This window comes from Marinobacter sp. MBR-105 (genome assembly GCF_053628895.1).
Window position 1 is genome coordinate 183,047 of sequence record NZ_JBRJHG010000004.1, and the last position, 19,670, is coordinate 202,716.

19 protein-coding genes are annotated in these 19,670 nt (G+C 58.3%); 3 read left to right on the forward strand and 16 right to left on the reverse strand.

Annotated features, from left to right (window positions below; all coding sequences use genetic code 11):
• Positions 1-29: 29 nt before the first annotated feature.
• The 3 genes from ACSSVV_RS06840 to mpl all read right to left on the reverse strand — a co-directional run bounded on the left by ACSSVV_RS06840 (position 30) and on the right by mpl (position 3,302).
• Complete coding sequence (locus tag ACSSVV_RS06840) at positions 30-1,169, reverse strand: acyl-CoA dehydrogenase family protein (protein WP_454105769.1); 1,140 nt, start codon at positions 1,167-1,169, stop codon at positions 30-32.
• A gap of 122 nt (positions 1,170-1,291) precedes the next feature.
• Positions 1,292-1,915, reverse strand: coding sequence for a flavin prenyltransferase UbiX (locus tag ACSSVV_RS06845; protein WP_014420676.1), 624 nt, complete (start codon positions 1,913-1,915; stop codon positions 1,292-1,294).
• Positions 1,908-3,302 carry a UDP-N-acetylmuramate:L-alanyl-gamma-D-glutamyl-meso-diaminopimelate ligase gene (mpl, locus tag ACSSVV_RS06850; RefSeq protein ID WP_454105770.1) on the reverse strand — a complete coding sequence of 465 codons (1,395 nt, stop codon included), beginning with the start codon at positions 3,300-3,302 and terminating at the stop codon, positions 1,908-1,910. Before mpl ends, ACSSVV_RS06845 begins: the two co-directional genes overlap by 8 nt.
• 144 nt (positions 3,303-3,446) lie before the next feature.
• Here mpl and ACSSVV_RS06855 point away from each other — a divergent pair, with 144 nt between their 5' ends.
• Positions 3,447-4,709 carry a 6-phosphofructokinase gene (locus ACSSVV_RS06855; protein ID WP_011785862.1) on the forward strand — a complete coding sequence of 421 codons (1,263 nt, stop codon included), beginning with the start codon at positions 3,447-3,449 and terminating at the stop codon, positions 4,707-4,709.
• 72 nt (positions 4,710-4,781) lie between these two features.
• Here ACSSVV_RS06855 and ACSSVV_RS06860 read toward each other — a convergent pair whose 3' ends face one another.
• Together ACSSVV_RS06860 and ACSSVV_RS06865 are read right to left on the reverse strand one after the other, a co-directional pair.
• Complete coding sequence (locus ACSSVV_RS06860) at positions 4,782-5,036, reverse strand: GrxA family glutaredoxin (protein ID WP_011785863.1); 255 nt, start codon at positions 5,034-5,036, stop codon at positions 4,782-4,784.
• A gap of 154 nt (positions 5,037-5,190) precedes the next feature.
• On the reverse strand, positions 5,191-7,317 hold the full coding sequence (locus tag ACSSVV_RS06865; protein ID WP_454105771.1) for a methyl-accepting chemotaxis protein: 2,127 nt from the start codon (positions 7,315-7,317) through the stop codon (positions 5,191-5,193).
• A 58-nt stretch (positions 7,318-7,375) separates the two neighbouring features.
• On the opposite strand from ACSSVV_RS06865, the gene ACSSVV_RS06870 reads away from it, so the two are divergent.
• Complete coding sequence (locus ACSSVV_RS06870) at positions 7,376-7,801, forward strand: YqaA family protein (RefSeq protein WP_014420673.1); 426 nt, start codon at positions 7,376-7,378, stop codon at positions 7,799-7,801.
• On the opposite strand, the gene ACSSVV_RS06875 is transcribed toward ACSSVV_RS06870, so the two are convergent.
• Positions 7,798-9,204, reverse strand: coding sequence for an ABC1 kinase family protein (locus ACSSVV_RS06875; RefSeq protein ID WP_014420672.1), 1,407 nt, complete (start codon positions 9,202-9,204; stop codon positions 7,798-7,800). The genes ACSSVV_RS06870 and ACSSVV_RS06875 overlap by 4 nt on opposite strands.
• 253 nt (positions 9,205-9,457) lie before the next feature.
• On the opposite strand from ACSSVV_RS06875, the gene ACSSVV_RS06880 reads away from it, so the two are divergent.
• Complete coding sequence (locus ACSSVV_RS06880; RefSeq protein WP_454105772.1) at positions 9,458-10,552, forward strand: GGDEF domain-containing protein; 1,095 nt, start codon at positions 9,458-9,460, stop codon at positions 10,550-10,552.
• On the opposite strand, the gene lipB is transcribed toward ACSSVV_RS06880, so the two are convergent.
• The 10 genes from lipB to ACSSVV_RS06930 form a co-directional block, all read right to left on the reverse strand.
• The gene (gene lipB, locus ACSSVV_RS06885) at positions 10,540-11,178 is read right to left on the reverse strand and encodes a lipoyl(octanoyl) transferase LipB (protein WP_011785867.1); all 639 of its coding nucleotides are present in this window, start codon (positions 11,176-11,178) and stop codon (positions 10,540-10,542) included. The genes ACSSVV_RS06880 and lipB overlap by 13 nt on opposite strands.
• Positions 11,179-11,180: 2 nt before the next feature.
• Positions 11,181-11,459 carry an HP0495 family protein gene (locus ACSSVV_RS06890; RefSeq protein ID WP_370228928.1) on the reverse strand — a complete coding sequence of 93 codons (279 nt, stop codon included), beginning with the start codon at positions 11,457-11,459 and terminating at the stop codon, positions 11,181-11,183.
• 32 nt (positions 11,460-11,491) lie between these two features.
• Positions 11,492-12,655, reverse strand: coding sequence for a D-alanyl-D-alanine carboxypeptidase family protein (locus tag ACSSVV_RS06895; RefSeq protein ID WP_023008893.1), 1,164 nt, complete (start codon positions 12,653-12,655; stop codon positions 11,492-11,494).
• 57 nt (positions 12,656-12,712) lie between these two features.
• A complete protein-coding gene (locus ACSSVV_RS06900) occupies positions 12,713-13,600 on the reverse strand; it encodes a septal ring lytic transglycosylase RlpA family protein (RefSeq protein ID WP_014420666.1) in 888 nt (295 codons plus the stop codon).
• 110 nt (positions 13,601-13,710) lie between these two features.
• A complete protein-coding gene (rodA, locus tag ACSSVV_RS06905; RefSeq protein WP_023008894.1) occupies positions 13,711-14,853 on the reverse strand; it encodes a rod shape-determining protein RodA in 1,143 nt (380 codons plus the stop codon).
• The gene (mrdA, locus tag ACSSVV_RS06910; protein ID WP_454105773.1) at positions 14,853-16,751 is read right to left on the reverse strand and encodes a penicillin-binding protein 2; all 1,899 of its coding nucleotides are present in this window, start codon (positions 16,749-16,751) and stop codon (positions 14,853-14,855) included. Before mrdA ends, rodA begins: the two co-directional genes overlap by 1 nt.
• 8 nt (positions 16,752-16,759) lie before the next feature.
• Positions 16,760-17,230 (reverse strand): 23S rRNA (pseudouridine(1915)-N(3))-methyltransferase RlmH, encoded by a 471-nt coding sequence (gene rlmH / locus ACSSVV_RS06915; protein WP_011785873.1) that lies wholly within the window; start codon positions 17,228-17,230, stop codon positions 16,760-16,762.
• Positions 17,231-17,232: 2 nt separating this feature from the next.
• Positions 17,233-17,583 carry a ribosome silencing factor gene (gene rsfS / locus ACSSVV_RS06920; protein WP_011785874.1) on the reverse strand — a complete coding sequence of 117 codons (351 nt, stop codon included), beginning with the start codon at positions 17,581-17,583 and terminating at the stop codon, positions 17,233-17,235.
• A gap of 93 nt (positions 17,584-17,676) precedes the next feature.
• Entirely contained in the window at positions 17,677-18,327 is a 651-nt protein-coding gene (nadD, locus tag ACSSVV_RS06925; protein WP_022991968.1) for a nicotinate-nucleotide adenylyltransferase, read from the reverse strand.
• A 4-nt stretch (positions 18,328-18,331) separates the two neighbouring features.
• A complete protein-coding gene (locus ACSSVV_RS06930) occupies positions 18,332-19,588 on the reverse strand; it encodes a glutamate-5-semialdehyde dehydrogenase (RefSeq protein WP_022991969.1) in 1,257 nt (418 codons plus the stop codon).
• Positions 19,589-19,670: the final 82 nt, after the last annotated feature.

Below are 19,670 nucleotides of genomic sequence, written 5' to 3' on the forward strand. Positions count from 1 at the left end.
TGCCGGGGCCTGCAAATCGGGGCAATTCGTCAGAACGACCGCGCCACGATTTCTTTCATGATTTCGTTGGTACCGGCGTAGATCCGCTGCACGCGCGAATCGGCCCACGCCCGGGCAATCGGGTACTCCCACATGTAGCCATAGCCACCGTGCAGCTGAACGCATTCGTCCATCACCTTGCATTGAAGGTCGGTGGTGTGCTGCTTGAGCATGGCCGCCGTCGGGATATCCAGCTTCTTGTCGAGGTGCAGCTCCAGGCAGCGGTCTGTAAAGACACGGGCTGCCGTGATTTCGGCTTTCAGCTCGGCCAGCTTGAAACGAGTGTTCTGGAACGCGATGACCGGTTTACCGAAGGCTTTGCGTTCTTTCACGTAATCCAGGGTCCACTGCCAGGCGGCCTCGGCGGCAGCGACGGCGGTCAGGGCCACCTGAAGCCGCTCTGCCGGCAACTCCTGCATCAACTGGAAGAATCCCTGTCCTTCCATGCTGCCCAACAGATTATCTGCCGGAACTTTTACGTCCTGGAAGAACAACTCAGAGGTATCCTGGGCCTTCATGCCCACCTTGTTCAGATTCTGGCCCTTTTCAAAGCCCTCCCAGGCGGTTTCGACCAGCAACAAGCTGGTGCCCTTGGCACCTTCTTTGGGGTCAGTCTTGGCAACAACAATCACCAGATCCGCTAGCTGACCGTTGGTGATAAAGGTTTTTGAGCCATTCAGAATGTAATGGTCACCCTGGCGGATGGCCGTGGTTTTCACGCCCTGAAGATCGGAACCTGCCCCAGGCTCGGTCATGGCGATGGCAGTGATCATTTCACCTGATGCCATTTTGGGAAGATACTTCTGCTTCTGCTCTTCCGAGCCGTAGTTCAGGATATAGGGCGCCACGATATCGGAGTGCAGCCCCCAGCCAATGCCGGACAATCCGGCCTGGGAGATTTCTTCCATGATCACCGCCGAGTAACGGAAATCGGCCCCCACACCGCCGTACTCTTCCGGCAGCATGGGGCATAGGAACCCCAGCTCGCCCGCTTTTTTCCAGAGCTCCCGGCTGACCTGGCCATCCTTTTCCCATTGGTCGTGATACGGAGCGGCTTCCTGTTCCAGGAATTTGCGAACGGAGTCCCGGAAGCCTTCAAGATCGGCATCGAACAGAGTACGTGGAATCATTGCTGAACCTCGGTGAACGGGTTGGTTTATCGTTGTGTTCAGCAAGTCTGTGGCGGGGCGGGGTTTCGCTCAATGGTGAAAACCATCAATCGCTTTGGCCAAAACCATCGCCCCGGAACGGGTCAGTCGGCTTTCTTCTCGCCCCAGCGGGGTACCAGGGTCTGCGGAAAATCCAGGTGGTCGAGAATCCGGGCAACCATGAAATCGACCAGATCATCCACCGACTGCGGGTTGTGATAGAACCCGGGGCTCGCCGGCATCATCACCGCACCCATGCGGGTAAGCCTGAGCATGTTTTCCAGGTGCACCTCAGAATAGGGCGTCTCCCGTAACACCAGAATCAGCTTGCGGCGCTCCTTCAGGGCCACATCGCCGGCGCGCTCGATCAGGTTATTGCTGGCCCCGGTCGCCAGGGCCGAGAGCGTACCAGTGCTGCAGGGGCATATCACCAGCGGCGCCTTCTCGCCGGAACCGGAAGCCGGTGGAGAAAACCACTCCTCCCGGCCAAAGACCTGCACCTGACCGGGCTGCGCACCGGCGAAGTCCGACAAGGCCTCTGCCATGGCAGGCGTAGAACCCGGCAGCCGAAAATCGGTTTCAGTCGCGATCACCACCTGGGCCGCCTTACTGATCATCACGTTCACACGGCAACCGTTGGCTACCAGGCACTGCAACAGACGAAGCCCGTACTGGGCTCCCGACGCGCCGGTAAACGCCAGATTAACAACCGGTGATTGTTCAGCCACGACGCTTCTCCAGTTCCGCCACCAGTTTCCGATGAATGCCGCCAAAACCGCCATTACTCATGATTACGATATGACAGGTCTCTGGCAGTCCCTCCAGGGCCTTCTCAATCAGCTCCTCCACCGACGCCTCCACCCTGTGATGATCCAGCTCACCATGTTCCGCCTGCCAGCTCCCCACCAGTTCCGGCAACCAGTCCATATCACTGAGATTACCCCAAAGCACCCGATCTGCCCGTGCGGCACTCGGGATCAGCGTCTGCTTGTGCACACCCTGCTTCATGGTATTGGAGCGGGGTTCGATAATGGCCAGGATTGGCTCATCTCCCACCCGATTGCGCAATCCCTCCAGGGTAGACGCAATCGCGGTTGGATGATGGGCAAAGTCGTCGTATACGCGCACACCGCCGATTTCGCCCACCAGCTCCATTCTGCGCTTCACTCCAGAGAACCGGCACAACGCCGCCACCGCATGGTCAGGCGTAACGCCCACATGACGGGCAGCGGCAATCGCCGACAGGGCATTACGCACATTGTGCAAACCGGTCAGCCCCCATTTCAGGATCGCAACCGGCTGCTCATGGTGGATAACCATGAAGCGGCTGCCATCCTCAGCCAGAAGCTCAGCCCGCCAGTCCGCCGTGCGGCTGATCTCGCTGCCGATGGCGGTATCCTGCACCGGGCTCCAGCACCCCATCTCCAGGGCATTATCCAGATGCCGATCCCGAGCCGGACGAACGATCAGGCCTTGGGATGGCACAGTGCGCACCAGATGATGAAACTGGCGTTCAATGGCTTCGACATTATCGAAAATGTCCGCGTGATCGAATTCCAGGTTGTTGAGAATCAGGGTATTGGGTCGGTAATGTATAAACTTGGAGCGCTTGTCAAAGAACGCGCTGTCGTACTCATCCGCCTCGATCACAAAGAAATCACTGCTGCCCAGCCGGGCAGACACCGGAAAGTCCTGGGGCACACCGCCTATAAGGTAACCGGCATCAAAGCCGGCCTGGTCGAGAATCCACAGCAACATGGCCGTTGTGGTGGTTTTGCCATGGGTACCGGCTACGGCCATCACCCAACGGTGGCGCAGGACCTCCCGGGCAAGCCATTCAGGGCCAGACATATAATCAATGCGCCGGTTGAGCACTGCTTCCACTTCCGGGTTACCCCGGGACATGGCATTTCCGATCAGCACCAGATCCGGTTTCGGCTCCAGGTTCTCGGGCCGGTAACCTTCTGTCAACGCAATGCCCTGGGCCTCCAGCTGAGTACTCATGGGAGGGTAAACGCCCTGGTCCGAACCGGTCACCTTATGCCCCAGCTCCCGGGCGATCACCGCCAGACTGCCCATGAACGTGCCGCAAATGCCCAGAATATGTATATGCATTAAGGTTGTGCCTCCGGTTTGAAACCTGCCAAGCCTCTACCATACTTTCTGCGCGGTCAAGAGCCGGCATATGCTCATGAAAAACCGCGGTGTTTGGCGTATCATCTGCGCCATCGTTGAACCAGCAGGAGGCTTCAGCCCGAGATGGCTATCAAGAACGCATTTTATGCCCAGTCTGGCGGGGTCACCGCCGTTATCAATGCCAGTGCTTGCGGTGTTATCCAGACCGCACGCAAACATCCGGACCAGATCGGCAAGGTCTATGCCGGCCGCAACGGCATCATCGGTGCTTTGAAAGAAGAGCTGATTGATACCAGTCTGGAATCTGACGACGCCATCCAGGCCCTCATCCACACGCCCGGCGGGGCTTTTGGTTCCTGCCGCTACAAGCTCAAGAACATTTCCGAGAACCAGCGCGAATACGAGCGCCTGATTGAAGTGTTCCGGGCCCACGACATCGGTTACTTCTTCTACAACGGCGGCGGCGATTCCCAGGATACCGCCTATAAGGTCTCCCAACTGGCCGATCGTATGGGTTACCCGATCACCTGCATTGGCGTGCCCAAAACGGTCGACAACGACCTTCCCTTCACCGACTGCTGTCCCGGCTTTGGTTCCGTGGCCAAGTACATTGCCACATCCACCCTCGAAGCCAGCCTGGATATCAAATCCATGTGTGAAACCTCCACCAAGGTCTTCATTCTGGAAGTGATGGGTCGCCACGCCGGCTGGATTGCTGCCGCTGGCGGACTGGCCGGACAGAGCGAAGGCGAGCCGCCTCACGTCATCCTGTTCCCGGAAATTCCCTTCAACCGGGAGAAATTCCTGGAGCGAGTAGATCAGTGCGTGAGGGATTACGGTTACTGCGTGGTGGTGGCGTCTGAAGGCGCCCAATACGAAGACGGCCGCTTCGTTGCCGATGCCGGCGCCAAGGATGCCTTCGGCCACACCCAGCTTGGTGGTGTTGCCCCGGCCCTGGCCAATATGGTGAAACAGGCCCTGGGCCACAAATACCACTGGGCAGTGGCAGACTATCTGCAGCGTGCAGCCAGGCACATTGCCTCGGCCACTGATGTGGAGCAGGCTTACGCGGTTGGCAAGGCTGCGGTGGAAATGGCCCTGGCAGGCAAACAGGCTCTGATGCCCACCATCGTGCGGGATCAGGCCAAGCCTTATCGCTGGTCAATCGGCGAGGCCAACCTCAGCGAGGTCGCCAACCAGGAAAAGAAAATGCCGATCCATTACATCACAGACAACGGCTTTGGCATCACTCAGGATTGCCGGGATTACCTGCAGCCGCTGATCGCCGGCGAAAGCTTCCCGCCGTTTGACGACGGTCTGCCCAGGGTGGCCAAGCTGAAGAACCAGCTGGTGGAGAAGAAACTGAGGACCGAGTTCGAACTCTGATCCTGCCCTGCAGCCCTACAAAAAAGCCCGGCCAAAATTGCCGGGCTTTTTTACGCTACAAACGGCTGCGACCTAACTGGCCGTTTGCGCCTCATGGCGGCGCACATACGCCGAGAAATCGTCGAAACCACCCACATACTCGGAACCCACCAGAATCTGGGGCACCGTGTAGACCGGATGGCCGATACGGTCGGCAATGTCCTGTTTGCTCATGCCTTTCTCGATCATGTCCACCCACACGTAGGGGATGTTTCTGGATTCACACAGGTCCCTTGCACGAACGCAAAAACCACAGCTTGAACGGCCATAAATCGTGACCTGCTCCATACATACCTCCTGACTCAAAGGGTAGCGAGTGGCTGGCACTCTTCGCATCTATAATGTCGCAATGATGGCATGACGAGCACCAATTGAAAATTGATCCTCGCCATGATCGTGATAGTAGCTGACGATACCGATATCGCCCGAGGAAGGGCCAGCCTCAGGTTTTCAGGCGGCCCAGTTCGCGGTCGAGCACCTGGACCTGGCCATCGAGTGCATCGCCACTCTGCCGGACCCGTTGCGCCAATTCCCGCAGGTCGTTGGCCGCATCGCCAATGTGGGTCAGGTTCCGGTTAATTTCCTCGCTCACCGAGCTCTGCTCCTCAGCGGCGGTGGCCACCTGGGTCACATGCTCAACAATCGTGGCAATACGCTCAACCACTGTGGCCAGCGAGTGACTGGCTTCCCGGGTACCCTCTACCGCGCTGGTGGCCCGCTCGACACCGGTTCCAATGACCGTTACCGCACCGTCCACGTCTCCTTTCAGGCGCTCGATCATGCCACTGATTTCATCCGTAGATTCGCGGGTTCGGGACGCCAGTGTGCGCACTTCATCGGCCACCACCGCAAAGCCACGCCCCTGCTCTCCGGCCCGGGCAGCCTCGATAGCCGCATTCAGTGCCAGCAGATTGGTCTGCTCGGCAATGCCACGGATCACTTCCAGAATCCGGTTAATTTCCTCACTGCGCTGGGCCACGTGACCAATAGCCGAGCTGGCCTGATCCATATCGCCGGCCAGTGCATCCACGCCCCGCAACGCCGTACCCAGAGTATCCTGGGTAAATTTAATGCCATCCCGCGCAGCCCGGGCATTATCCGCTGCCTCGCCAGCAAAGCCGGCCACTTCCCCGGCCGCCGCCGACATTTCATTCATGGCGGTCACCACACTGTCGATATCCTGGTGCTGGCGGGCTGTCTGTTCATCGGTATCCCGTGCAATGGCGCCCACATCCGAGGCCTGCCCCCGCACTTGGGCATTCACGTCTTTGAGGTCGTTGATCATTTCCCTCAGGCGGGCCAGGAAGGCATTAAAGCCGCCAGCAAGGTCAATCAGCTCGGCATGAGTGTCAATATCCAGTTCACGGGTAAGATCGCCCTCGGCACTGGCCAGATTGCGCATGCGCTTCCGGATTTCGTCCAGCGGCCGGGTAACCGAACGCACCAGCAACACCAATACGGCAATCGCAAGCACGACCACCACAATGCCCACCACGGTTTGGCGGGTGGCCGTGCTGGTTACTTCGTCTGACAGCAACGCCGTTATTTCATTCACACTGGCCAGGGCGATATCGCGCGGCAATTCAATCAACAGCGACCATTCAGCGCCCGGTAACGCGACCTTGACGGGATACGACACGGCGAGAATCTCACCGTTGTCGAAGCTGCCACCGTTGCGGTGCAACGCCGTAAATTCGCCAGCCAGATCCGGCAGTGCTTCCCGCAGTGGCCGGCCCAGATGCTCCTGATAATGACTGGAAGCAGCAATCAGGCCTTTCTCGCTCAATAATGTGACCCGTGACTGGCCGTCAAAGAGTTCCTCGCTGACACCGGCAATGGTCGACTGCAGCGTCGACAGGTTGATGTCGGAACCGACCACCCCGGCAAACTCGCCGTCACTGATCACCGGCACCACCAGGCTGGTCATCAGCTCGGAGTAGCCCTCTTCAATCTCATACTCATAGGGCTCCATCAGGCAGGGCTTTAGAGAATCGCGGGAACACAGATACCATTCGGCTTCACGGATCCCGAACTCATTGCGTTTGTCCAGGTATTTGGTGGCAGGGTCTTCGGTTCTGCTGAACACCACATTGCCGGCCGGGTCCCGATAGTAGTAGATCTCAAGGGTACCCTCATCACTGCTGTGTTCTTCCACGCCGCCGGTAAAGTAAATGTCCTGGCCGTCGTAACCATCCGGCTCAAACTGGGCGTAAATCGAACTCAGATGCTTCTGTTCCTCGAGCACAGCCCCAATGTTTTCCTGAAGGTCGCGCCGGCTGATCCTTCCGGAGCTGTCCGCTTCGATATTTCGGGTAATCAGGCTGCGAACCACTTCAGGCGTCTGGTAGGCGGTTTCGAATACCCCGGTCACCAGCTCACCGTATTTCCCTGCGGTCGCACTAAGCTGATCCATTACAATACGTTGCACCGTGCCCCGGGTTTCCCGGGTCAGCCGCTCCTCCATGGAACCGAGGGAGAGCTGGGCGGTGATAACAATACTCACACCCATGGTTAGCAGCAGTGCAATCACCAGGGCGTAGAGTTTTACGCGCAGAGAGAGTTGTTTCATGTACATCGAAACCTTTTTCTGTGAGGCTTAACCAACATCCTAGAGCATGGAGGCGTTTTTGGCCTACCTGACCCTGTTCCTGACATCTTTTGCCGCGGCAACGCTGCTGCCCGCGTATTCGGAAATACTGCTCGGCACCCTGGTCAGCCAGAATTATCCCCTGTTCTGGTTGTGGTTCTGGGCAACCATGGGAAATACTCTGGGGTCAGTGGTTAATGGGCTTATCGGCCGGCAAGTGGATCGCTTTAAGCACAAACGCTGGTTTCCCGTCAGTGAACTTCAACTACACAAGGCACGAAACCGGTTCAATCGATATGGTCAGTGGTCGCTCCTGCTGGGCTGGTTGCCCATTGGCGGCGATGCACTGACTCTGGTGGGCGGCATTATGCGAGTCCCCTGGCTGAATTTTATTGTTCTGGTGGGGATTGGTAAGGGACTGCGCTATGCCTTCGTCATCTGGGTGGTGCTGACCGCGTCTGGCTAGGCAGCACCGCTCCCATAGAGGTATTTTCTCAACAAGTCCTCGCCGTTGAACTCGGAGTGCAACACCGCAATGAACGTGTAAACCCCGATTAGTTTTCGATTGAGGAACACGAATTCCTTGGGGGGTACACGAAAATAGCGGCTGATGGCAGACCTGGCGGCCTGCTTGGCCACTCTCGAGGGCAAATCGCTCTGTTTCCAGCGGTACTGGCCATGGCTGTTGACGGCATAATCCGGCCACTGACTGCGATCCTTCGCCAGGGGTTCCAGTACTGACATACAGACCTTGCCAAACTTGTCCAGCACCTCCGCCGGCCAGTCCCGGCTCATGAATCTGAGCTTGATTCCGCCCTCAACAACCTGCTCCAGATCTTCCTCATAGGAAGCCCTGATCATCTGGATGACCGGCTTCAGAAAGTCAGACGAGTAACTCTGCACGGCGCCAAAATCCAGCAGGACAATCCGGTCAGTTTCCGAATCACCACCCTGTTCGCCCGCAATACGAATCCGGTAGTTGCCGAAATTCGGGTCGGTCTGGATCTCACCCCATTCAAATAGTTCCCGGAAAAATAATTCCAGGGCTGCCTGGCCCAGGGCACTGCGTCGCTCCAGTGGCAATTCACGAACCGCCACTGAACTGACCGAATGGCCGTGCTCATAGGTCGAGGCAATAATATGATCCGTTGAAAATTCTGCCAGCACTCTTGGCACCACAAAGCGTGGATCATGGCTAAGCATCTGGCGGAACTTTTCGGTGGTACGGGCCTCCAGCCGGTAATCCACCTCCCGGTGCATCATTTCCCGGACTTCTTCCAGCCAGTCGTTGAATTCAGGGCCGAAGCTGACCAGCCGCGCCACTTTCAGCAGATGAGCCACAGCGTTCAGATCACTGTCGACGGCATCGGCAACACCCGGGTATTGCACTTTGAGCACAAGCTCCAACCCGTCGCTACGGCGTACCGCACGATGAACCTGGCCAAGTGAGGCAGCTCCTATAGGCTCCGGGTCAATATCGAGTTCAGAAAGCCGGCTCTCCCCCAGTTCGGCTTTGAGCACCCGCTCAATGGCCGGCCACTCCAGAGAGGTGGTCTGGTCTTCCAGAGTGTGCAGCGCCTCAGTCACTTCTTCGGGGAGAAAATGCTCGCCGTACAGCGCCATGACCTGGCCGATCTTGACCACACTGCCCTTGAGCCGGCCAAGTTCGTCCACCAGAAACCGGGCCTGACTGGAGAGCATTGCCCGATGCCGCTGTTCCCGGGTTTCCTTGTTGCTGAACCAGTTAGTCGCCATATGGGACGCCATGCGCGTGCCTGCGAACAGTCCGGCTCTGGTCAGCGACAACCTGCGCTCAAAGCTGCCGGTCTTGATACGGGAGACGGATTTTCCGGGTCGGCTGGAAGACATGAAAGACCTGTTTCTGTCAGGAAATGTGAATGCCTGCAATATATCTGACCATTATACGGATCTGGGCGCGCGACTACCTAACCCAGTCGTCGCGCCGGCACTGCCCCTGCAGCCAATGTGTATAAACTTCGACCAATTTAAAAGAGTTCGTGACATCGGTTACGTTTTGACACAGTCACAGATCACAAAGCGGTCTAGTATTGGTTGACAGGGTTTCTGTGATATTTATCAACTACAACAACACCACCCACACATGAATCAGCCCGCTTCAAGAACGCCAGACGCCGAGCTGTCGCAGTTTCGCGTTAAAGGCGAGATACCGGTACCGGCCCTGATCAACGGCCTCACCTGTGCGGCAGTGCCGTTGCTTGTGTTTTTCGCCTGGCGCTCGTCCGGCCACGGCGACCCGTTGACTTCACGGCTGCTGCTGGCCTTCGCCGCCCTTCTGGCCATTAATGCGATCGTCTTTCTGAGCCTGGGCCACAAAACCCTCCAGCGCCGGGCATTCATTACCCTGATTATCGCTCTGTTTACCTACCTGGCCATCCAGGCGGTTGAAGACGGCTCGGCCATCATGTGGCTGTTCGCCTATCCCCCCATAATCTTCTACATCAGTGAAGCCAGAGTAGGCATACTGACCTGTGTGGGCGGATGGCTGGCCGTATTATTCCTGTTCAGCCCGTTGGGGGATATGGTTTTTGACTCGCCCTACAGTACCAGCTTCCGGCTTTCCATGATCATCGTGCTGGCTTTCGAAATGGCCACTTGCTACATCCTCGATCAGAGCCGGCGGCGGAGCAAGCTAGGCTTGATCCGGCTGGCCGCAGAATTCGAGTACGCCGCCAAGCACGACGCACTCACCAGCCTGGCCAATCGCCGCGAAGGTTTGGAACAACTGGAAACAGAGTATCAGCGCTACCTGCGTAACGGTCGCAGCTTCTCGGTTCTGCTGATGGATATCGACCTGTTCAAGAATGTGAACGACAGCTACGGTCACCAGGCGGGCGACGACATGATCGTGTTGGTTGCCCGCACCTTGACCGACCAGAGCCGCAAAGTGGACACCATTGCCCGCTGGGGCGGAGAAGAATTTCTGGTACTACTCCCCGAAACCGCCCTGACCGAAGCCGCTGCCACGGCGGAGCGGATTCGCTCTGCCGTGGCGAGCCAGGCCATCGACTGCGCGGGCAAGCGAGTGACCGCCACCATCAGTATCGGCGTGGCCTGTATACAGGGCTCAGAGTCGATTGATCGCCTGCTACAACGGGCCGATGAGGCGCTGTATCAGGCCAAGACGCTGGGGAGAAATCGCGTGTGTCAGGCTACTGAGGCGCTTCACCAGCCCTGACGTTGCTCCACCTGACTGTGGCCAAGACCTTCGACCAGCTCGCTCACCAGCCGGCGCTCCAGGTCATAGACCGAGGCTCCGGCCTCAAAATCACTGACTTGGCACATGGACATGCCCGCGTAGCCACAAGGGTTGATTCGGGAGAAGGGTTCCATGTCCATGTTCACATTCAGAGCCAGGCCATGGAAGGAGCAGCCCCGGCGGACCCTCAAACCCAAGGACGCAATCTTGGCGCCGTTCACATAGACACCCGGCGCATCTGACCGCGGTGCTGCTTCTATGCCGCCTTGGGCCAGGGTACGGACAATCGCCTGCTCAATGGCACTGACCAGGTTACGCACCCCGAGTTTATGCCGGGTCAGATCAATCAGCAGGTAGATCACCAACTGCCCTGGGCCGTGGTAGGTCACCTGGCCACCTCGATCCACCTGAATCACCGGAATGTCTCCTGGCAGAAGGATATGCTCGGCTTTACCCGCCTGCCCCTGGGTAAACACCCGGGGATGCTCCAGGCACCAGAGCTCATCCACGGTGGTCTCGTCCCGGTTGGCGGTGAACGATTTCATCGCTTCCCAGGTTTCCATGTAGGGCTGTTGCCCCAGTGACCGTACGATGAGGTCAGCCACCGTTACAGCACCATGTGAACGCGGCCACTGGCCTTAAGCTCTTCAAAGAGTGCTTTGAGCTGATCTTCACCGGTCGCCACAATTTTCAGCTGAACCGAAGAAAACCGGCCTTTGCTGCTGTCGTTCACCGAGATGTCCGCTTCAGACAGTCCCGGGGCATGCTGCTCAACGACCTCCACCACAAATTCGGTGAAATCGGGCGCGGCATTGCCAATCACCTTGATGACATAGTCACAGGGAAACTCGATTTTTGGTGCTTTCGGCTCAGTCATGCCGCACATTACTCCCGGCTAAGGCAAACAGCGCCTCAACCTCAGTTAAACAGTTGAACAAAAAACAGCTTGATGGCGTCCCAGATGCGCTTGAACAAACCGCCTTCAGGCACTTCGGTAAGTGCCAGCACCGGCTCATCCACCAGGGTTTCACCATCCAGAACCACACGAACGCGGCCCAGCTCATCTCCCACCTTAATGGGCGCTTTTATCACGGAATCAAGGTCGACCACCGATTCCAGTTGCTCGCGGGAGCCACGGGGAATGGTGACATAGATATCCTCCGGCATGCCTACCGACACCTCATCCGCCTGACCGCCCCACACTCTGGACGCCATCAGCTCCTGACCGGCACGGAACAGCCGCTCGGTTTCAAAGTAACGGAAGCCGTAGTTGAGCATTTTCTGCACTTCCTGGGCCCGGGCCTCAGAGCTGCTGGTTCCCATAACCGTAGCAATCAGCCGGGTCTCACCCCGCTTGGCCGATGCCACCAGACAATAACCGGCCTCTTCCGTGTGCCCGGTTTTCAAACCATCAACGCTGTCATCCCGCCATAGCAGGCTGTTTCGGTTGGGCTGACGAATATTGTTGTAGGTGAAGTGCTTCTGCGCATACAGCGGGTAGTTTTCCGGGTAGTCCTGGATAATATGCCGTGCCAGGATCGCAAGATCGTAGGCGGTTGAGAAATGGTCTGCGGAGGGCAGGCCGGTGGCGTTTTCGAAGTGGGTATCTTTCATGCCCAGCAGTTGCGCCTGTTGGTTCATGATGTCCACGAAAGCCCCTTCACTGCCGGCCACAAACTCGGCCAACGCCACAGACGCATCGTTGCCAGACTGGATAATCACACCCTTGAGCAGATCCTCAACGGACACCGAGGTGCCCTCCTGCACGAAGGTTCTGGACCCCTCTGTGCGCCAGGCCTTGACACTGATAGGTACCATATCCGACATGGAGATACGGCCTTCATCCAGCTCGCGCTCGACAATATAGGCCGTCATCATTTTAGTCAGGCTCGCCGGTGGCAAACGCTCATTGCTATTGTGCTCCATGATCACACGACCACTGAGCGGATCCATCAATACCCAGGAGCTACCGGCAATCTGCGGCGGAGACGGGATCAGTACCGCCTGCGCCGAGGCCTGCCCGCTCATCAGCAACAGGGAAAAAACCAGAAACAGTGTTCGAGTTACAGTCTTGAAAGCCATGGATAGTTTCATTCGTCGTCAGATGCTTGTCTTATGTTGGTTCTGAACTCAGTCGGTTCAGTGCGAATCGGTCAGTACAATAGACTGCCGGAACCCTCTTGATTCCAGAAGGTTCTGAGCGTAGCGCGCGTCGCCCTCGCTCTTGAATGGCCCCACCTGAACCCGATGGAACCGGCCATTATCAGTGGTGATCTCCCGGACCCTCACAGGATTATCCAGCACTCCCAGCAGACGCTCGCGCATGGCCTCAGCCGGATCCCGCTGACTGAATGCGCCGAGCTGAACAAACAGCCCCTCACCGGCAGCCAGGTCTGTTGATCCGGAAGCCGGCGAGGCAACCACCGGAGCCTGGCCAGCGGCATCAAACGGCTTGCCAGCCAGAAACATGGCGCCGTCCGGACGCACCGTAATAGCGGCCACTTCGACCCTGGCGGTACCACGGGATTGATAGCCGAGCTTCTTGGCAGCGGCATAGGACAGATCGATCAGCCGATCCCCGTGGAAGGGGCCGCGATCGTTCACACGGACAATCACCGAACGGCCGTTATCGAGATTGGTCACTCGCGCGTAACCCGGAATCCGAAGGGATTTGTGTGCCGCCGACATGGCATACATGTCGAACACCTCACCGTTGGAGGTCTTGTGGCCGTGAAATTTCTCGCCATACCAGCTCGCGGTGCCGCGCTGCACGTAGCCGTCGTTACTGTCCATCACATGATAGCGCTTGCCCCAGACCGTATAGGGCGACTTGTTGCCAGCCGACCGTGGCTGCTCATATCGGGGTGTGGCATCGGCCAGGCCGCTGGCGTCAAAGCTGCCCGAAGGTGCCCGATCCTGCTTAATGGTATAGCGTGACGAGTGGTCAACTTCAGGACTGCTGGCACAGCCGGCCAGCAAGGCAGCTAAAGCCAGTGCGGGAATCCGTTTGTCAGAGACCTTGACCATGTCTGTTCACTACCCCAAAACCTGTGTATTGATACCGCCATTACTGACCAGCAACATTGTAACGGGTTCCCTTGTGTATACACCATTACCGGGCAGCCATCATTACTGGTTCAGGCGGTGATCATCCGACGATGGGTGTGAATCGACATCAGCACGCCGAACGCCGCCATCAGAGTGACACTTGAGGTGCCGCCATAGCTGATCAACGGCAAAGGCACACCGACCACTGGCAACAGGCCGCTCACCATTCCGATGTTGACAAAGATATAGATGAAGAACGTCATGGTCAGTGCTCCGGCCACCAACCGGCTGAAGGAGTCCTGGGCGGTAACCGAAATATAGAGACAACGCAGGATAATCAGGAAGTACACCGTCAACAGCAGCAACATACCGATAAAACCGAACTCCTCTGCCAGCACCGCGACAATAAAGTCAGTGTGGCTTTCCGGCAAAAACTCCAGGTGTGACTGGGTGCCCTGCAACCAGCCCTTGCCCTCCATACCGCCGGAACCGATCGCGGTTTTCGACTGGATAATATTCCAGCCGGCTCCGAGTGGATCGCTCTGGGGGTCCAACAGCGTCAATACCCGCTGCTTCTGGTATTCCCGCATGACGAAGAACCACATCAGGGGGGCAGAAACCGAGACCATGGCGAGGAACGCGGCAATCAACTTCCAGCTGATACCGGCAAAAAACACCACGAAAATGCCGGCCATGCCGACCAGCAGAGAGGTACCGAGATCCGGTTGCTGGATGATCAGGAACATCGGCAGCAAAACGATCACCAGCCCCGTCATCACCCTGGGGAAGGTCGGTGGCAGGTAATAGCGAGACAGATACCAGGCTGCCATCATCGGCACCACCAGCTTCATGAACTCGGAAGGCTGAAACCGGGGCAGGCCAGGCAACGCCAGCCAGCGTTGCGCCCCTTTGGCACCGACACCCACCAGCAACACGGCGACCAGCCCGATCAGCCCCAAGCCGTAGAGCCAGGGCGCCCATCGGCGAAAGACCGCCGGATCCAACTGAGCGAATACGAACATCACCACAAAGGCAACGCCCAGGCGAATACCCTGTGCCTTGACCACATCAATATTCCGGTCAGCCCCACTGTAAAGCACAAAAAGGCCGCCACCGACGAGCAACAACAGAAGCCCCAGGAGAATCGGGTCCAGATGCAACGCTGACCAGATACTGCGATTGCGCCCCAGATCGCTGCCAGTCTGACTGCTCCACAATTTGCTACCGGCCATCAGTTATCTCCCCCGGCCGCTCTGGAATCGCTGATTACAGGTTCCGCCTGCTCCGCCGGAAACTCCTCCAGCCAGGCATCAAACAAGGCGCGGGCAACCGGAGCCGCGGCGCCGCTGCCACTGCCACCATTTTCAACGATAACCGCCACTGCGATCTTGGGGTCATCCGCTGGCGCAAACCCGACAAACAGCGCGTGGTCCCGAAGCCGTTCCCTTATCTGCTCTTCGTCGTACTCCTCATCCTGACCAAGACTGAATACCTGGGCCGTGCCGGTTTTACCGGCCATTCGGTAGCTTGCGCCTCGACCAGCGCTTCGACCCGTCCCCCGGGCACCATGCATCACTTCTTCCATGGTATCGACGACATATTCCCAATCGTCAGGATCCTTCAGTTCAAGCTGTTCATGCGTCTGCTCCGGCAGGAACTCCTCCACTGGACTGTCGCCGTGAACATCCTTAAGCAACCTGGGCTCAACCCAGGCTCCGCGATTGGCAATCAATGCTGTAGCCGTTGCCAGTTGCATGGGCGTTGCCAGCAAAAAACCCTGCCCAATGCTCATGTTGACTGAGTCTCCGGGATACCAGGGTTCATTTCTCACGGCCCTTTTCCAGTCTGCGGTCGGCAACAACCCGGTCAAAGCACCGGACACATCCAGGGTGGCATCCTCACCAAAGCCGAACCGGGCCAGATAGGAAGACATGACATCCACCCCCATATCAACGCCCACTGCGTAAAAGTAAACATCATTGGATCTCGCCATCGAGTACTTCAGATCCACCCAGCCATCACCAGAGCGATTCCAGTTCCGGAAACGCCTCCCGCCCTCACGGAGCTGGAAGTATCCCGGGTCCCAGATTCTACGGTCTTTATCCGTTGCGCCGCTGTCCAGCGCTGCAACAGCCATCATGGGCTTGATGGTCGACGCAGGGGGGTACTGGCCACGGAGCGCCCTGTTAAACAATGGCTTATCGATACTCTGACTCAATTCGCGATAATCATCGACACTGATACCGGTCACAAATTTATTGGCATCAAAACCGGGCACACTGGCAAGCGCCAGAATCCCGCCGGTCTTGGGCTCGATAGCAATGATCGCACCTCGCCTGCCCTCCATCAGCTCATGCGCCCGACGCTGGAGCCGCAAATCAAGATGGAGCTGGAGGTCTTCGCCCGGAACAGGATTTACTCGCTCAAGCACCCGCAAGATCCGGCCACGGGCGTTGGTTTCTACATGCTGGTAGCCCACCTGACCGTGAAGCGCCTCCTCGTAGAAACGCTCAATCCCGGATTTGCCGATGTAGTTGGTCCCCGCGTAATTGACCGGATCGATACGCTGAAGTTCGTCGCGATTGATACGGCCGACAAACCCCAGGGCATGGGCGGTCAGCTCGCTATGGGGATAGTAGCGAACCAGTTCGGCCTCAACTTCCACCCCCGGAAACTGATGCCGGTGCACTGCCATGCGGGCAATTTCGGCTTCGTCGAGATCGTAACTCAGGGGGATCGCCTGGAACGGACGCCGCGGCTCCCGCAGTCGGCGCTCGAACCGTTCCAGATCTTCATCGGCAATACTCAGAATGTCGCTCAGGCGCGCCAGGGTTGCATCCATGTCGCCAACGCGCTCCGGCACCACCGTCAGGCTGAATACCGGGCGATTCTCCGCCAGCAAAATGTTATTCCGGTCGTACACCAAACCTCGGGGTGGCGGTACCGACTGTACCTGAACCCGGTTTTTGTCAGACAGTGTGGTATATATCTCGTGCTCAACGATCTGTAACTGGTACATCCGCGCCAGCAACCCGGTCATCAGCACCAGGACGAATACCAGCATCACCATGGCCCGGCGCTGGAACAGCCGGCGCTCCGCTGCGGTATTTTTCAGTTCGCCCCAGACCATGTCTGTTCCTAGGCCCGGTGGTAAGGGTGGTTACGGGTGATGGTCCAGGCCCGGTAGAGTTGCTCAGCCAAGAGGATTCTCACCAGAGGGTGGGGCAAGGTAAGAGGCGAAAGTGACCATTGCTGATCCGCCCGCTGTCGACAGGCATCCGCCAGGCCGTCGGGGCCGCCGACCAGAAAAGCGACATCCCGGCCGTCCTGTTGCCAGTTTTCCAGCTGTGAGGCGAGTTTTTCCGTTGACCAGGGGCGCCCACCCACCTCCAGAGCCACCACGCGGTCACGGGTGCCTGCCGCAGACAGGATAGCGTCGCTTTCCCGCTGCATCAGTCGGGAGATGTCGGGATTTTTGCCCCGGTGGGCCATGGGGATTTCAGTCAGTTCAAGGGGCAACTCGGGCGGCATCCGGCGAGCGTAGTCGTTGTACCCCGCACTGACCCAGTCGGGCATTTTCTGCCCCACACAGATCAGACGCAGGCGCATGACTACTCGCTGCCCGCAGCACCGAGATCCGGAGCATCACGCCAGAAGCGCTCCAGATCGTAGAACTCCCGGGTAGCAGGCATCATCACGTGAACAACCACGTCACCCAGATCAACCAGGATCCAGTCACTGCCGCCTTCACCTTCAACATTGGATGCACGTACACCCTGCTCTTTGGCCTCGATCACCACCGAATCCGCGAGGGATTTTACATGTCGGTTGGAGGTACCGGATGCCAGAACCATAAAATCGGTCACGCTGGTGCGGTCGCGAACATCAATCACACTGATGTCCTGAGCCTTGATATTTTCCAGTGCGTTAACGACCAGATCTTTCAGTTGTTCAGCCTGCATAATTACCCTGTAGTACGGGTACTGGCCGGTATGGCCACCCGATCAATGATATTCAGACGCGATTGTAGCATCAAAGACGCCTGTGAATAACTCCTATTGGCCTTCAACGGGCCGGGCACCGTAGAGCCCCCAGGCGCGGATGCTCCGGCAGACGTCATCCGGGGTGAGGTAGCGTGGCGACCGGCCCGCCGCGATACGCCGTCGAATACCAGTGGCGGAAATGTCCAGCAACGGCGGCGCCAGCTCCAGTACCAGGCCCGCCGGCCGCGAATGCAGCTCCGAAGCTGAACCCACACAGCGCTCTGCTACCAGCTGCGCTGCCTCGCTGCCCACCGGCAGTTCCGAGCCGGGGCGGCGCACCACCACGATATGGGCAAGCCCGGGGATCTCCTGCCACTCGCGCCAGCGGTCAAACGATGAGAAAGCGTCGGTACCAACCACCATCACCAGAGGACAATCCGGCCCCAGCTCGGCCCGAAGCTGGCGCAATGTATCGGCGGTGTATGAGGCTCCGCCCCGGTGCACCTCCTGCTCGTCCAGCGCCAGCGCGGGTTCGCCGGCGATGGCCTGCCGGATCATCTCCAGACGCTGCGCTGAACTGGCTCCGGTGCTACCCCGATGCGGAGGGATATGGCTGGGCACCAGATGTACCCGGCTCACCTCCAGCGCCTCGGACACTTCCAGTGCCAGCCGGAGGTGACCGTGGTGAATCGGGTCAAAGGTGCCGCCGTAGATCACATGCATGGTGTCAGGTCCGGATATGGCCGTCACCGAACACCACGTACTTCTGTGAGGTAAGCCCTTCCAGACCGACCGGCCCACGGGCATGGATCTTATCGGTGGAAATACCAATCTCAGCGCCCAGGCCATACTCGAAGCCATCGGCAAATCGGGTTGAGGCATTGACCATGACAGAACTGGAATCCACCTCCGTCAGGAACCGACGGGCACGGGTGTAGTTTTCGGTGATAATGCTGTCGGTGTGCTGGGAGCTGTAGCGATTGATATGCTCAATGGCACCATCCAGTCCGTCAACCACCTTCACCGCCAGGATTGGGGCAAGGTATTCCGCGTGCCAGTCTTCCTCGGTAGCTTCGACAATATCTCCTAGAATGGCACAGGTGCGCTGGCACCCCCGCAACTCCACGGTTTTGCTTCGGAACTGTTCCGCCAGCAGCGGCAACAAGTCCTCCGCCACCTCGTCATCAACCAGCAGGGTTTCCATGGTATTGCAGGTCCCGTAACGCTGGGTTTTGGCATTAACCGCTACCTGCAGCGCCTTCTCCGGGTCGGCATGGCTGTCGATGTAAACATGACACACACCATCCAGATGCTTGATTACCGGCACACGGGCGTCCCGACTGATGCGCTCGATCAGGCCCTTACCGCCGCGGGGAACAATTACATCCACGAACTGAGGCATGGTGATCAGCTCACCCACAGCGGCCCTGTCGGTGGTGCTGACCACCTGGACTGCAGTTTCCGGCAACCCCGCCTCGCTCAGGCCCTGCTTGAGACAACGGGCAATGGCCTGGTTGGAGTGAATCGCCTCGGAGCCGCCGCGCAGAATGGTTGCGTTGCCGGATTTCAGGCACAGGCTGGCAGCCTCGACCGTGACATTGGGCCGGGACTCGTAAATGATACCGATCACCCCCAGCGGAACCCGCATCTTGCCTACCTGAATACCCGACGGGCGATACGTCATATCAGTAATCACACCCACAGGGTCCGGCAGCGCAGCCACCTGTCGCAAGCCCTCAATCATGGCATCGATGCGCTGAGAGGTAAGTTCCAGGCGGTCCAGCATGGCACTATCGAGTCCATTTTCCCGGCCACGCTCCAGATCCTTGCTGTTAGCCGTGGCAAGCTCGGATCTGGCGGCGTCCAGGGCGGCGGCGGTGGCCAGAAGTGCCTGATTCCGCACGGCAGTGGAGGACCGGGCGACTTCCCGGGAAGCGGCCCTGGCCTGCTGGCCGAGCTCCGTCATGTAGGCTGCTACATCCATTGATTTACCCTTAATTCTGCAAGCTGATTCCAAAACGGGAGGGTTACTTTACCTTTCCCGTTTCAAGTCCGCACCCCAAACG